Origin of the sequence: Flavobacterium sp. IB48 (genome assembly GCF_016405855.1) — a bacterium.
Taxonomy (GTDB): domain Bacteria; phylum Bacteroidota; class Bacteroidia; order Flavobacteriales; family Flavobacteriaceae; genus Flavobacterium; species Flavobacterium ginsengisoli.
This window is the reverse complement of sequence record NZ_JAEFCA010000001.1, coordinates 1,055,353-1,069,955: the sequence shown is the minus strand read 5'-3', so window position 1 is coordinate 1,069,955 and position 14,603 is coordinate 1,055,353. Positions and strand designations below refer to the sequence as shown.

Below are 14,603 nucleotides of genomic sequence, written 5' to 3'. Positions count from 1 at the left end.
ATAAACAGATGAAATTATTTTTGGCGCCATAGCAAAATTTAATAGATAGAATTGTATGTCCTACTTTGGCGACGCAAATATTACCTACTAAATCCATGATTCTAAACAAACAGTAGATTACCAAGAACTTGACAAAGCAATTTTCGCCATTTAACATAAAAGCCCGGTTTCTAAACGAATCGGGCTTTTTGTTTATCGTGAAACAATTTTTGCGTCTTGCGATAGAATTTCTTTTCCGGACTGATAAACCGTCAACACTGCAGGTGGCGAATCTTTCTGACCCAAAACAATAAAATAACATCTATACTTGAAATTGCCTTTTTTAAAATCAAAATAATGATTTCCTCCTGTTCCGTCTGCAACAAAAACTCCTTTTTCGATTATAAGATCTGGATTTTCAGTCATTTCCTGTTTGATGGACCATGAAGCGTAACGATAATTATCATTTCCTAAATCATCAATTCTAATTCTGAATTTGGATGTTTCCAGAATTGCAACAGGTTTTTTAAATTTTGAAAGTGAATTATTTACTGCATTTTTCTGCTTTGCGATTAGTGCATTTTTCATTTTCAGTTCTTCATCAGATTGATGATTGATACTGATGATTCTTCCATCTGTATCGATCCACATATCTCCTCGATTGAGCATAATTCCCCTCCATCCTACTTCTGACCAATCTTTTGCAGGATCCGATTTTGTTATTTTTTCAACCAGAACTTTATCAAAAATTTGATTATATCTTTTTACAAAATCGGCCTTATCCTTTACTGACGGAATTGGATATTCTCTCTTGAACGGAAATTTTATTCGCTTTGCAATTGCTTCTTTATCGGCTGTTTTCACTTCGAAAATAAATTTCGAAATGAACTTTTGATATTCTGGTTTCAAATCCTGAGCAATCAAAAACGAAGAATTAAACACCAAAATTGTTAGCAATATTTTAAATGTTTTCATGTCAAAAATAATTTAATGCGTTAGAAATTAGATTTTTGAAAAACAGAAAACAGTGTTTCACGTAGGACGCTTCAGAAATTAATTTATGCTCGCTTTAAACATTTTCAATTCGTCCCAAGTAAATTCATCTCCATATTTTTCTTTCAAAGGACTCAAAGATTCTTCTTGATAAAACTGGAACGCTTCACGCAAGGCCAAAATTTTATAATACGGAAGAACATCAGTAATTTCGATTTTCTTCGACTGAATAAGTCTTATCAAATGGCCTTCGATAGTTTGAACATTCAATTTACGCATTCTCGCAATATCTTCAATAGAATTTTTATCCATCCACAAATCGTACGTTTCTTCGACTGTCGTTTTTTTAGCCGTTTTAAGCTCGTTTTTCTCTGTCTTAGCTGATTTGTATCGAACAACGGGTTCTTCTGTTCTAAAAATGTCTGTATTTGTCGTTTTCAGCTCTTCTCTTATCCTTTCCGTTTTGTTCGCTTTGTAATTTTTAATATTTGGCGACGTCAGCTTTTCTTTACTGATTTCTTCGCCGGCAACAACAACTTCGATCAATAACTTGGCTTTCATCAATCGCAAAACGGCTTTGGTTTGAAGATCTTCTAAAAAATTAAGTTCTTCATAGAACTCTTTAACTTTTTTAAATTTTTGAATTTCAGCCATTTTGTAGATTAGATCATCGACCAACTTATCCATTTGTTTGAAGAAATAATCGTAGGCCGCATCTACCCTTTCTTTCACAAAAAACAAATCGACCGTTTCTTTGATGAAAATTTTATTGAGTTGCGAAATGAATTTCTGCGAAGGATCTAAAAGTTGCTCCATAATTTCCATGCGCTTGTGTGCCCAAACTGCATGTTTCGTTTTTTCGGAGCCAGCAGCATTTTCGTTATAACTAAAACGATGATTTCGCCATTCTTGCGCCAATTCTCCCCAATTAAAACTGTTTATCAAATAGTTATGAATAAAATTTTTGGTTTCAAAGTGAAGTGCTTTCTCCAAAGTCTCTTCTGTTGCTCTGTTCAAAGCGTAATCCATCACATCTTGATCGTTCGAAATGCCATTCATCTGCATCGGAGAAAGCAAAATAAGCCCGTTTAACGAACGCAAACGCGAAAGTGCTACGTAGGCCTGCCCGGGTAAAAAAACTTGCGATACATCGAGCGCTGCTTTGTCAAAAGTCAAACCTTGGCTTTTGTGCACCGTAATAGCCCAAGCCAACTTGATTGGGTAATGCGCAAAAGTTCCCAAAACCTCTTCTTCGATATCTTTGGTTTGTTCGTTGACTTTGTAGCGGATATTTTTCCATTCGTACTTTTCAACTTCAAGGGTCATGTTCTCTTCTGGAAAGTGAACAAAGATTTCTTCGTCAGAAAGCGATTTGATTACGCCCATCTTTCCGTTGAAATATCTTTTTTCAAAAGACAAATCATTTTTGACGAACATGATTTGTGCTCCGACTTTCAATTTCAATTCTTCTTCGACAGGAAATATCTTTTCTGGAAAATCTCCCACCACAAATGGCGTATACACATATTCTTTACCATCTAAATCACTGATTGACTGTGAGTTGATAGAATCTGCTTTGGCATTATGCGTTGTAAGCGTTATATAACCTTTGTTCTCTTTGAAATCAAAATCTGGCTTAACATACTGATTTAGAATGGCTATGTCTTCTGGAGTAATCTGATTATTTCGAAGATTGTTCAAAACTGAGATAAAAGCATCGTCTGTCTGGCGATAGATTTTTGACAATTCAATATAAATTGGCGGATACGTTTGGAGAACATGAGAATGAAAAAAGAATTTCCCTCGGTAATAATTTTTCAGCGTTCGCCATTCTTCATCGCGAATCACTGGTGGCAACTGTAGCAAGTCTCCAATAAACAAAACCTGGACTCCACCAAAAGGCTGTGTGTTTCTTCGAACCGTCTGCATCATAAAATCAACCGCGTCCAACAAATCGGCACGCATCATACTGACTTCATCAATAACCAAAAGCTCCATGTTTTTGATTACATTTCGTTTAACGTTATTCATTTTGAAATGGCGACGAAGTGATTCCTTGTTTTCAAACTTTACCGTTTCCGTAAATTGTGCGCTCGCTTCGTAAGACGGAATAAAAGCAGAAAACGGAAGTTGAAACATGGAATGGATTGTTACTCCTCCGGCATTCAAAGCTGCGATTCCGGTTGGTGCAACGACCACAGTATTTTTATGCGTTGTCGCGATAATTTCTCGCAAAAGCGTAGTTTTTCCAGTACCTGCTTTCCCCGTAAGAAAAATAGATTTCTGAGTCTGATTAATGAATTGCAAAGTATAAGCTGCCGCTTCTGAAACGTTCTGCATTGGGCTTGTATTAAAAAAATAAAATTACCGCATTTTTATAAAAAGAAAAAACCTAAATCGCAGTGGATTTAGGTTTTCAGTAATTTAGTTAGTTTGGTAGTTTTTATTTTTTTGCTTCGCCTTCTTTTGTTTCAGCTGCTGGTTTTGCATCTGCTTTAGGCTCTGCTTTGTATTTGTCGTTTAATGCTTTTACAATATCTTTTGTGATATCGTATTTCTCTTCAGCATACAAAATTGATGCAGCATCTCCTGTTCCGTAGATGTAAGAGTAACCATTTTTCTTTCCGTAGTCTTTAATGAATTTTTTAACTCCACTAACAAGAGAATCCATTTCAACACCACTTTCTTGTTGTAATTGTTGTGCTAATGCTTGTTGTGCATAACCTAATTGCTGCTCTCTTTTTTGCAATTCAGCTCCTCTTTGCTGTGCCCAAGCTTGACCGTTTGCTTGTGCCTGGCTTTGAAAATTAGCAGCGTCTTGTTTAAAACGTGAAATCTCAGCTTGTAATTGTCTACCTTTTTCTTCCGCTTGAGCTTTGTACTTTGCCTCTAAATCTTTTGCCTCAGTGTATTCTTTCATTAAAACCGAAGTATCCACGTAAGCTGTTTTTACTTCCTTTACCTCTGCTGTTTTATTACAAGAAACTGCGAAAACTGAAAGTGCGATAATAACTAATGCTTTTTTCATTTTTTTAAATTCTATTTTTTTAAGTATTGAAGACAAAAATATAAAAAAATCAATAGCATCAGCATAAAGTTTAAAAAATGCGCAAATTTTATGATATTGTTTTTATTTATCGAAAAAATAATACCAATAATTCAACTTTATAACATAAAAACCATTGTTTTTTATCATTTTTTTAAATCAAAAAAGCTATTTCTTCATGTTTTTAAGAAATAGCTTTTTGTTTATTATTTTGAACTCTATTTGTTCTTTAGAACATAAATATGCGATGAATATTCTTTTGTGTTTTTTGCTTTCAAATTTGATTTCAAACCAACGAAAAAAGCTTTAATATAATTCATCTTTCCTGTTTTGTATTTTTCGGACAAAAGGCTCACGTAAAACGAATCAAACTTCATTGGAAGGATTTTTTCCAATTTCATATCCACTCTTTCAAAAAGCACGTGAATTGATTTTTTTGAAAAATGCCAAAAGTGAATTGGCACATCATAAGCTGCCCAAAAAGTTTGATAGTGATTTGCGTCAAACGATTTATAGTTTGGAACCGCAACAATTAAAGTTCCAGTTGGTTTTAATAAACGCTTCAGTTCTTGAATCTGAAGTTCTAAATCTGGAACGTGTTCCAAAACATGCCACATTGTAATTACATCCAAAGAATTACTTTCTAAAGTGCTAGTTTCTTCTACAAATGAAATTCCTTTTTCTTTCGCAATATTTTTTGCTCGATCGCTTGGTTCTACCCCAATGGTTTCCCAACCATCATTTTTTGCTGTTAGAAGAAAATCTCCAGTTCCAGCTCCAATATCCAAAAGTTTTCCTTTTTTCGATTGCTGGCTATTGATTAGATTCAATTTATTCTTAAGCGCAATATTTTTTACAAAATGATATGCTTTTTCAAATAACGAACGTTTGTTATCTGTATGCGAAATATAATCTTCGCTTTCGTAGTATTTGCCTAAATTTTGAAGTTCGGGCTGCGGAGAAGTAATTAGCATATCTAATTCTTCATCGTAATACAAATCAAAAATTTCTTTTGAAACAGAATGGTCTTTTACCGTAAGAAAGTGTTTTTTGTTTAAAACGTTCATTTTTTAAATTTATAGATATTTGGGTTTAATTTATAGCAAATCCTAAAAACGAAATTTTATCGCTTTTAGGATTTTTGTTTTTTTCTTTTATTCTTCTAAACTCTTTTTGATTTCTTCAAAATTGATAATTCAATACAATTGCAAATCTACTTTATTCAGCCTCTTTGCAAATTAATATCCTTTTCAAATTTGATTTTCTTTCCATCTGAAACGGCTAATAATTCAAATTATTTCAAAAAAAATCATTCTTATTTCAGCAAAAGGTTTCACGTGGAACAGAAACAATTTAAGATTTCAGACTTTAGATTCTAGATTTATTCTCGATTCTGAAATAAAAAACTAAAAGCATTATAGTTTCACGTGGAACATTTAAAAGTTTTTAGTCCCAGTTTAAAGTCTCAGTAAAAACTGAAAACTGGGAATGCAAACTTTTTTACCTTCCCATATAAATCAAAAGCACGGAAATATCACTTGGTGACACTCCGCTAATTCTTGAAGCTTGTGAAATAGTTACAGGACGAATCTTGCTTAATTTCTGTTTTGCTTCAATAGACATCGACTTGATTTTATTATAATCAAAATTGTCTGGAATTTTCACTTCTTCCAAACGATTTAATTTATCTGCATTATTTCTTTCTTTTTCGATATAACCAGAATATTTAACCTGAATTACGGCTTGTTCTACAATTTCTTCATCCAAATCATTTTCTTTGATATATGCTTCAACCTTTTCAAATTTCAACATATCTTCTAATTCAATTTGTGGACGAGAAAAAATCTTAAACATTTTATCTCCTTGAGAAATTGGTGCTGATTCTTTTGCTTCCAAAATCGGATTTGTTTCTGCAATCGTAACACTAGTTTCTTTAAAGAATTGAACCATCTTTTCAGATTCGTTTAATTTCTTTTCCATTCTTCGTAAACGATCTTCAGAAGCTAAACCAATTTCGTATGACATTGGAGTCAATCTGAAATCGGCATTATCTTGACGTAACAAAGTTCTATACTCCGCTCTTGATGTAAACATACGATATGGTTCTTCTGTTCCTTTCGTAATCAAGTCATCAATTAGAACTCCGATATACGCTTCGTCACGTTTTAAAATCAATGGATCTTTTTCGTGTACTTTCAAGTGTGCATTTATTCCAGCCATCAAACCTTGAGAAGCTGCTTCTTCGTAACCTGTAGTTCCGTTAATCTGTCCTGCAAAATATAATCCTTCAACTAACTTTGTTTCCAAAGTATGTTTTAATTGCGTTGGCGGAAAGAAATCATATTCGATTGCATAACCAGGTCTAAAGAATTTTACATTTTCAAAACCTGCAACTGAACGAAGCGCTTTGAACTGGATATCTTCTGGAAGTGAAGTTGAAAATCCGTTTACATAAACTTCACAAGTATTCCATCCTTCTGGCTCAACAAATAATTGATGACGCTCTTTATCTGCAAAACGATTTATTTTATCTTCAATCGATGGACAGTATCTTGGTCCTAAACTTTTGATTCTTCCGTTAAACATCGGAGAACGATCAAAACCTTCTCTCAAAATATCATGAACATTCAATGAGGTGTACGTCATGTAACAAGAACGCTGATGCGTTAACGGAGAAGTCACATCTGAATAAGAAAACTTAGCTGGCTTTGCATCTCCTTTTTCTTCATTCATTTTAGAATAATCTAAAGAACGTCCATCTACTCGAGGTGGCGTTCCTGTTTTCATTCTTCCAGCTTCAAAACCTGCTTTGATCAAATCTTCGGTAATTCCAGTTGCAGCACTTTCTCCTGCTCTACCACCACCGAACTGTTTTTCTCCGATATGAATTAAACCATTCAAAAAAGTACCGTTCGTCAAAACAACAGATTTGGAACGAATCTCCACACCAAGTGAAGTTCTAATCCCTTTTATCTTTCCATCTTCAATTATCAATCCTTTTACCATCTCTTGATAAAAATCAAGATTTGGAGTTGCCTCCAACATCATTCTCCATTCTTCTGCGAAACGCATTCTATCACTTTGAACTCTTGGCGACCACATTGCAGGTCCTTTTGATTTGTTCAACATCTTGAACTGAATCGCAGTCTTATCAGAAACAATTCCTGAATATCCACCAAGCGCATCAATTTCACGAACGATCTGTCCTTTAGCAATTCCACCCATCGCAGGATTACAAGACATCTGTGCTATGTTCTGCAAACTCATTGTAACCAATAAAGTTTTCGATCCCAAATTTGCAGCCGCAGCCGCAGCTTCAGAACCAGCATGGCCTGCACCAACCACAATAACATCGTATTCTTCTAAAAACATTTTGTTTTATTATTCTCCAAAAACCGCTAACGCGGTTTCTAGAATTACATTTATATTTTTCTTGTTCCACGTGGAACTTTTTTTTTTGTTTCAGGTTTCAAGTTTCAAGTTTCAAGTTCAAACTGAAACCTGTAAACTGATATCTTCAAATTCAGAAAACAAATAAAAACGTTTCACGTGGAACATCTTTTTATTTACTTTCAAACAGAACTTTCAAACAGAACTTTCAAACAGAACTTTCAAACAGAACTTTCAAATCAGAACTTTCAAATCAGAACTTTCAAATCAGAACTCCGAAACAGAATCTTTACAATAAATGTTTCACGTGAAACATTTCTAAACTTCCAAAAGAACATTTTAAGATCATGTTCCACGTGAAACATCCATTCTTTTTCTTTTAAATTCAAACTTAAAAAATCGTTCCACGTGGAACGATTTAATCCTTTATTCGAATTTCTTATATTAACGTTCCACGTGGAACGCTACAAAATTCTTTCATTTTCTTCGGATATGTTTCACGTGGAACGTTATAAAAATTTAAAAATCCAAAACGTTTCACGTGGAACATATATATAAAAAAGATGTTTAATTACTGTTCCACGTGAAACATCTTCATTTTCTCTTCTTCCTTCTGTCTCATTAATTGAGCTTCTTCCTCTGACTTATCTTTGTATCCACAGTAATGTAGTATACCATGAGATAGCACTCTTTTAAGTTCTTCAGCAAATGAAACATTGAAGTCTTTTGCATTATCTGCAACGCGTTCTACAGAAACAAAAATATCTCCATTTAACTCGTTACCAACTGAATAATCAAAACTAATTATATCAGTTAAAGTGTCGTGATCTAAATATTCTACATTAATTTTATGAAGATACTCATCATCACAAAATATATAATTGATTTCTCCTTCGTTCTTATTTTCAGAAACAATTACAGCACTAAGCCAGTCACTAAAAGCCTGCTCGTCTCCTAAAGTAAAATCTGTTTCGTAATTAAAATTTATCATTTTGTATTAAAGTATTCTTGAACTTTTTGATTAAAATTCGATCGCAAAGGTAGTGATTGTCTGTTTAATATCTCTACACTGTTTAAATATTCCAATAGTGAACTTGGCAAAGCATTGGAACGATTAGTAAATTCAGCCTTATTAGTTTCAGATTGTCTTTGTGTATCTTGACCTTGTTGCTGAACTGCGTTATTCAATTTCCATAATTCTTGCTGAATATTCAATATACGTTGCAGGTTCTCATTCTTAAATCCTTTGTTTAAAATCTGCTTTTCAGATTGTTTCATTTGGTCTATTACAGATTTACCTTGAGAGTCTAAACCTTTCTTTGCTAATTCTTTTTGAAGAGCTTCACGAAGTTTAACTTGCTCTTTGTAAATCTCCATTATAGCTTCAGCATCTCCTTCTCCATCTTCTCCTTCATTACCGTTCTTCTCTCCATTTCCATTCTTTCCATCTTTACCCGAAGAACCTTTATCTCCACTTTTGTTACCTTGTCCTTCTTTACCCTGACCATCTTTTCCTTGCCCATTTTGTCCCTGCCCAGATTTTCCATCTTTACCTTCTCCAGGTTTATCTCCAGATTGCTGTCCAGGTTTCATACCTTCTTTCATCTTATCAGCAAGTCCTTTTTGTTTCTGAATAATATCTGGCAATTGCATTCCTTGTCCGTCTCCAGGTTTAGGTTTCCCCGCTCCCGGTTTAGACATTGACATCTGCATGTTATTCAATAAATCACTTAAAAAATCGGCTAACTTATTGGCTGATGAAACTGCATATTGTTGGTGTGAAACTCCTCTTGGAATCTGAACATCGGTTAAAGTTTCTATAGCCTTATCCATGTTGTATTGAACGTTTCCAATTTCTTTAGTTACGTCTTCTGCTACCTTTGGGTTACGTAATGAAAGTGCAAACAAACTATCATCAACATGTCTAAACTGCTGTTTCAAATTCTGTTGAATCTTGATGTTTTTTGTAAATGTAGAAGAACCTAATTTCATTGCTTTAAACTGTTTCATCACATCTTCTTGTGATAAAGAATAAGCTAAAAGATTATCTAGAATCTGACGAAGCATTGCTACATCTTCTTCCAATTGTTCCTGTTCTCCACCTTCCATTTCACTCTGCATTTCTTGAGCCATAGACTTCATTTTCTTTGCAGCACTTTTCTGTTTTGGTTTAGCTCCAGAAGTATTCTTTTTACTTAATTCTTCAGAAGCTTTATTAAGATCATTGTCTACGTCTTTCTCTTTAGAAGCATCTGATGGAATATCCAAAGGTTTCTTTAAGGTCTTGTTTTCCTCTTTCAAATCTTTTAAATCTTCCTGAATTTTATCAAAAGATTTATTGATTTCATCCTGTTTTTCTTTAGTATTTTCTTTCTCTTTATTTGATAACTGTTCCTGTTGTTCTGACAGTTTATTTAATTTCTCAGCAACCTGTTCTGCTTTCTTTGAAACATAAAAACGTTTGGTTAACTCAACCAATTGTTCTAGATTACGAGATTGGTTTTTACTAATTTGCTTGAACTTTTCCATCTTATCAAACAGTTCTTCACTGTTTAATTTATCATTCAGGTTCTTCAATTCATCTAATAATTTTTGATTTTTTTCTAAATCTTTCTGTGCATTATCTAAACGCTTTTGCAAATCATCAGCAGTTTTATCTTTCTTATCGTCTTTAAACTTATCTAAATTCTGATTCATTTTTTCAGAAAACTGTTTCATCATTTCGTCTTGTTGTTTCTGACGTTTGATAAAATCATCAATCTTCTGCTGATCTTTAAACTCTAAATTATCTTTTTCTTTTCCTGTATTTTGAAGCTTATCCATTTCTGAAATCTGCTTTGTTTGGTTCTTCAAAGATTTAGATAAACTATTGATGTTTTGATTTTGCTGTTGTAATTCTTGATCCTGAATTTCATCTGTTGTAGCTACACGATCTGAAAACGTAGAAGACTTTGTACTCTTAAAACCATGTGGTGCATCGTTATCAAAAACTTCAAAATAGTACTCGTATGAAACTCCTTCTTCTACTGGAAGGTTACTTGGAAAATTAAAAACAAACTGATCAAATACTCCAGTCTTAACAGGAATGTTTCCACGCTTAACAGATTGAGGTTTATTACGTTCGTAGTATACAATTTGCAATTTCGAAAGTCCGTAGTCATCACCCAATCTTCCTAGAATATAGTTCTTGTCTAGCTTCAAACTGTCTGGCGCTGGCCCCACATTTATAGTTGGAAACTGATCTTTGATTACAGACAGCTGATAATCTAGTTTTTCGTAGTTTTTAACCTTATCATTAGACGTAAGAATTTGATATTCTGTATTTTGACTAATATTTTTACTCAATTTAAAATCATTTTCAACCTTATTGAACTTAAATACTTCATTGTCTCTTTTCCATTCAATTTCTTGTGTAGATTTGGTATTCATTTTCCAAGTTACGGTCGTTCCTTCAGGTACAATTGCATTTCCAGTTCCTTGAATTGTCTCTGATTTTTTCTTTAGATAAGAAGGAAAATTTAAAACCATTTCGAAGTTTGCAATAGATGGAACTGTGATAACTTTCAATTCGTATTCTTCTGAAACTACCGAATTTCCTTCAAAAGAAAATTGAATATTCTCAGCTGGTTTCTCCACTTTAAATTCAAACTTTCCAGGTTGAGAAGATTCCATAAAATAGCTTTCATTGCCAATATGAATCGTAACATTTTCTGGAACTACATTTCCAACAGATTCCATTTTGATAACGAAATCTTTATTCTGTTCAGCTTGTAAATTCGAATTCAAAACCACAAACTTGAAAGGAGCTGGCGGTAAAAATGCAGAATTAAAATGCACTACTCTATTCAAACTTTGAGAAATAATATTACTATTTCCTGAAATATAAAACACAGCAAAAAGTAAAATTGGAACTAAAGCCAATGGTAAATACTTTTTATTAGCTTTAAAATTGATGGCATTTCCAAAAGGAATTGGCTGCAGTGAATTTGCTTTTTGCTCAATTGAAGCTAGAACTAATTCTGAACTTTCTGAATTATTTTCAGAAGACAATTGCAAAAAGTTAGTAAGCTTATCACTCACTTCTGTAAAATGATTTCCAATAATTTTTGAAGCCTGACTATAATCAATTCCCTTTTGAAGTTTGAACAACTTGAACAAAGGAAAAAGAATTAAACGGACTAAAAGGAAAACTTCAACTCCGACAAATAACCAAAATAGAAAAGTTCTTCCTAATGGTTTTAACCAAAGAAAGTACTCCACAAAAAGCGTAAATAGAAAATATAATAATCCAAAACCGGTAAAAAGTAATATCCCTTTTATCAGTTCGTTGGTATAATATTTCTTAATGAAAGCCTCTAACTTTTGATATATTGCAGATGATGTTTTCAAAATAAATCTATTTTAATTATAACCTATAAAAGTAGTAATTATAACAATAAGTCTGAAAGTCAAAAGTCGAAAGTCAAAAGTTTAGCACACAGCTAAAAACCTTTCAAACTTTCGACTTTTGGCTTTTGACTAATATCGTATCTTTGCAACAAAATTTAAACAAATGTCAAAGCAAGTTCGTGTGCGTTTTGCACCAAGTCCGACTGGACCGTTACATATTGGCGGAGTTCGTACTGCCCTATTTAATTATTTATTTGCAAAAAAACATAATGGTGTTTTTTATCTGAGAATTGAAGATACAGATCAGACTCGTTTTGTTCCAGGTGCAGAGGCTTACATTATGGAAGCTCTTGAATGGTTAGGAATTGCTCCTGAAGAAACAGTTGGGAAAAATGAAAAATTTGGTCCATACAGACAAAGCGAACGTAAAGATTTATACCAACAATATGCAGATCAGTTGATAAATTCTGGTTGGGCATATTATGCTTTTGATACTCCTGAAGCTTTGGATGCACATAGAAAACAACACGAAGCTGAAGGAAAAACATTTATTTACAATCACCACAATCGTGAAAAACTAGATACATCATTGGTAATTTCTGCAGAAGAAACTGCTAAAAGAATTGCAAATGGAGAACATTATGTAATTCGTTTTAAAACTCCGGTTGATGAAACTTTACATTTGAAAGATATCATTCGTGGTGATGTTAAGTTTGAAACTAATCTTTTGGATGATAAAGTTTTATTCAAAAGTGACGGAATGCCAACGTACCATTTAGCGAATATTGTTGATGATCATTTGATGGAAACTTCACATGTAATTCGTGGTGAAGAATGGTTGCCTTCTATGCCTCTTCACGTTTTATTATACAAAGCATTTGGTTGGGAAGCTCCAGAATTTGCTCACTTACCTTTGATTTTGAAACCAGTTGGAAATGGAAAATTATCAAAAAGAGATGGAGACAAAATGGGATTCCCAGTATTTCCTTTAGAATGGAAAACTGAAGAAGGTGTTTCATCTGGTTATAGAGAAAAAGGATTTTTCCCAGAAGCTGTTGTAAACTTCCTTGCTCTTTTAGGATGGAATGATGGAACTGATAAAGAATTATTTTCTTTAGAAGAATTAGCAGAAGCTTTTGACTTGAACAGAGTTCACAAAGCTGGAGCAAAATTTGATCCAGAGAAAAATAAATGGTTCAACCACCAATATTTAGTAAAACAAAATGATGCTGATTTAGCAAAAACCTTCTCTCCTATTTTAGAAGAAAAAGGCTTCTCGACTCCGCTCGAAGTGACAACTCGCATTGTATCACTTATCAAAGAAAGAGCAAATTTCGTTTCTGAATTTTGGGATTTAACTGATTTCTTTTTCCAAGCGCCAACATCATATGATGAGAAAGCAAGTAAAAACTGGAAAGAAGAAACTCCTACTTTAATGCAAGAACTGATTTCTGTTTTAGAAAATATCGAAGATTTTACTTCTGCAAATATTGAAGCAATCGTAAAAGATTGGTTAACCAAAAACGAAATCGGAATGGGTAAAGTAATGCAACCTTTCCGTCTAAGTTTAGTTGGAGCTCTAAAAGGTCCTCACCTATTTGACATTGTTGAAATCATTGGAAAAGAAGAAACTATTTCTAGAATCCAGAAAGCAATTGAAACTTTATAATTAAAAATTTCATTCAAAAATAGAAACGCTAAGAAACATCGACCAAATGTTCTTAGCGTTTTTTTAATGTTTGGTAATTCCTTTTTAGAAGAATTTTCGTAATTTACCAAAATTCATAAATTAAACTAAATAACCATGAGTACAGCATTTATTATCTTTTTAGTATTGGCATTCTTCATTTTCATGTCGTCGTTCTTTACTGTGAAACAACAATCTTCCGTAATTATCGAACGATTTGGAAAATTTCAGAGTGTAAGAAATTCAGGATTACAACTTAAAATTCCGATGGTTGATAGATTGGCCGGAAGAGTAAATCTTAAAATTCAGCAACTAGATGTTATCATCGAAACTAAAACTAGAGACAACGTTTTCATCAAAATGAAAGTTTCAGTTCAGTTCAAAGTGATTCAAAATAAAGTGTATGAAGCATTTTATAAATTAGAATATCCGCATGATCAAATTACTTCTTATGTATTTGACGTAGTTCGTGCCGAAGTTCCGAAACTAAAATTGGATGACGTTTTTGAAAGAAAAGATGATATTGCGGTTGCAGTAAAACGTGAATTGAACGAAGCAATGTCAACTTACGGATATGATATTATCAATACTTTGGTTACTGATATTGATCCGGACATTCAGGTAAAAAATGCAATGAACAGAATCAACGCAGCTGATAGAGAAAAAACTGCAGCTGAATTTGAAGCAGAAAGTTCAAGAATTAGAATCGTTGCAAAAGCAAAAGCTGAAGCAGAAAGTAAACGTTTACAAGGTCAAGGTATTGCAGATCAGCGTCGTGAAATTGCAAGAGGTCTTGTAGAAAGTGTTGAAGTTTTGAACAATGTCGGTATTAATTCTCAAGAAGCTTCTGCCCTAATTGTAGTTACTCAACATTATGATACTTTACAATCTATTGGTTCTGATACAAACTCAAATTTAATTCTTCTTCCGAATTCTCCACAAGCCGGAAGCGATATGCTAAATAACATGGTTGCTTCTTTTACGGCTTCAAACCAAGTGGGCGAAATGATGAAAAAAGGAAACAAGAAAATTGAAAAACCAAAACCAACTCACAGACAATCTGGTTATGAAGATGATGTTCAACCAGATGTTCAACAATAATTTAAAAATAAAAAAGAG

General features: G+C 33.3%; 9 protein-coding genes. 2 read left to right on the top strand and 7 right to left on the bottom strand.

The window, feature by feature from the left end; genetic code table 11:
• Positions 1–192 precede the first annotated feature (192 nt).
• The 7 genes from JC605_RS04645 to JC605_RS04615 form a co-directional block, all read right to left on the bottom strand.
• On the bottom strand, positions 193–954 hold the full coding sequence (locus JC605_RS04645; RefSeq protein ID WP_198855079.1) for a hypothetical protein: 762 nt from the start codon (positions 952–954) through the stop codon (positions 193–195).
• Between the two features lie 78 nt (positions 955–1,032).
• Positions 1,033–3,312, bottom strand: a complete 2,280-nt coding sequence (locus JC605_RS04640; RefSeq protein WP_198855078.1) for a helix-turn-helix domain-containing protein — start codon at positions 3,310–3,312, stop codon at positions 1,033–1,035.
• Between the two features lie 103 nt (positions 3,313–3,415).
• Positions 3,416–4,000, bottom strand: coding sequence for an OmpH family outer membrane protein (locus JC605_RS04635; protein WP_198855077.1), 585 nt, complete (start codon positions 3,998–4,000; stop codon positions 3,416–3,418).
• A gap of 236 nt (positions 4,001–4,236) precedes the next feature.
• A complete protein-coding gene (locus tag JC605_RS04630; RefSeq protein WP_198855076.1) occupies positions 4,237–5,085 on the bottom strand; it encodes a bifunctional 2-polyprenyl-6-hydroxyphenol methylase/3-demethylubiquinol 3-O-methyltransferase UbiG in 849 nt (282 codons plus the stop codon).
• A 433-nt stretch (positions 5,086–5,518) separates the two neighbouring features.
• Positions 5,519–7,390 carry a tRNA uridine-5-carboxymethylaminomethyl(34) synthesis enzyme MnmG gene (mnmG, locus tag JC605_RS04625; protein WP_111377752.1) on the bottom strand — a complete coding sequence of 624 codons (1,872 nt, stop codon included), beginning with the start codon at positions 7,388–7,390 and terminating at the stop codon, positions 5,519–5,521.
• Positions 7,391–7,979: 589 nt separating this feature from the next.
• Positions 7,980–8,399 (bottom strand): rRNA maturation RNase YbeY, encoded by a 420-nt coding sequence (gene ybeY, locus JC605_RS04620; RefSeq protein ID WP_177211524.1) that lies wholly within the window; start codon positions 8,397–8,399, stop codon positions 7,980–7,982.
• Entirely contained in the window at positions 8,396–11,797 is a 3,402-nt protein-coding gene (locus JC605_RS04615) for a hypothetical protein (protein ID WP_198855075.1), read from the bottom strand. The genes ybeY and JC605_RS04615 overlap by 4 nt, the downstream gene beginning before the upstream one ends.
• A gap of 163 nt (positions 11,798–11,960) precedes the next feature.
• Here JC605_RS04615 and gltX point away from each other — a divergent pair, with 163 nt between their 5' ends.
• Both gltX and JC605_RS04605 read left to right on the top strand, forming a co-directional pair.
• Positions 11,961–13,466: a glutamate--tRNA ligase gene (gene gltX, locus JC605_RS04610; RefSeq protein WP_198855074.1), complete on the top strand. Its 1,506-nt coding sequence runs from the start codon at positions 11,961–11,963 to the stop codon at positions 13,464–13,466.
• A gap of 135 nt (positions 13,467–13,601) precedes the next feature.
• Positions 13,602–14,585, top strand: coding sequence for an SPFH domain-containing protein (locus tag JC605_RS04605; RefSeq protein ID WP_198855073.1), 984 nt, complete (start codon positions 13,602–13,604; stop codon positions 14,583–14,585).
• Positions 14,586–14,603 lie beyond the last annotated feature (18 nt).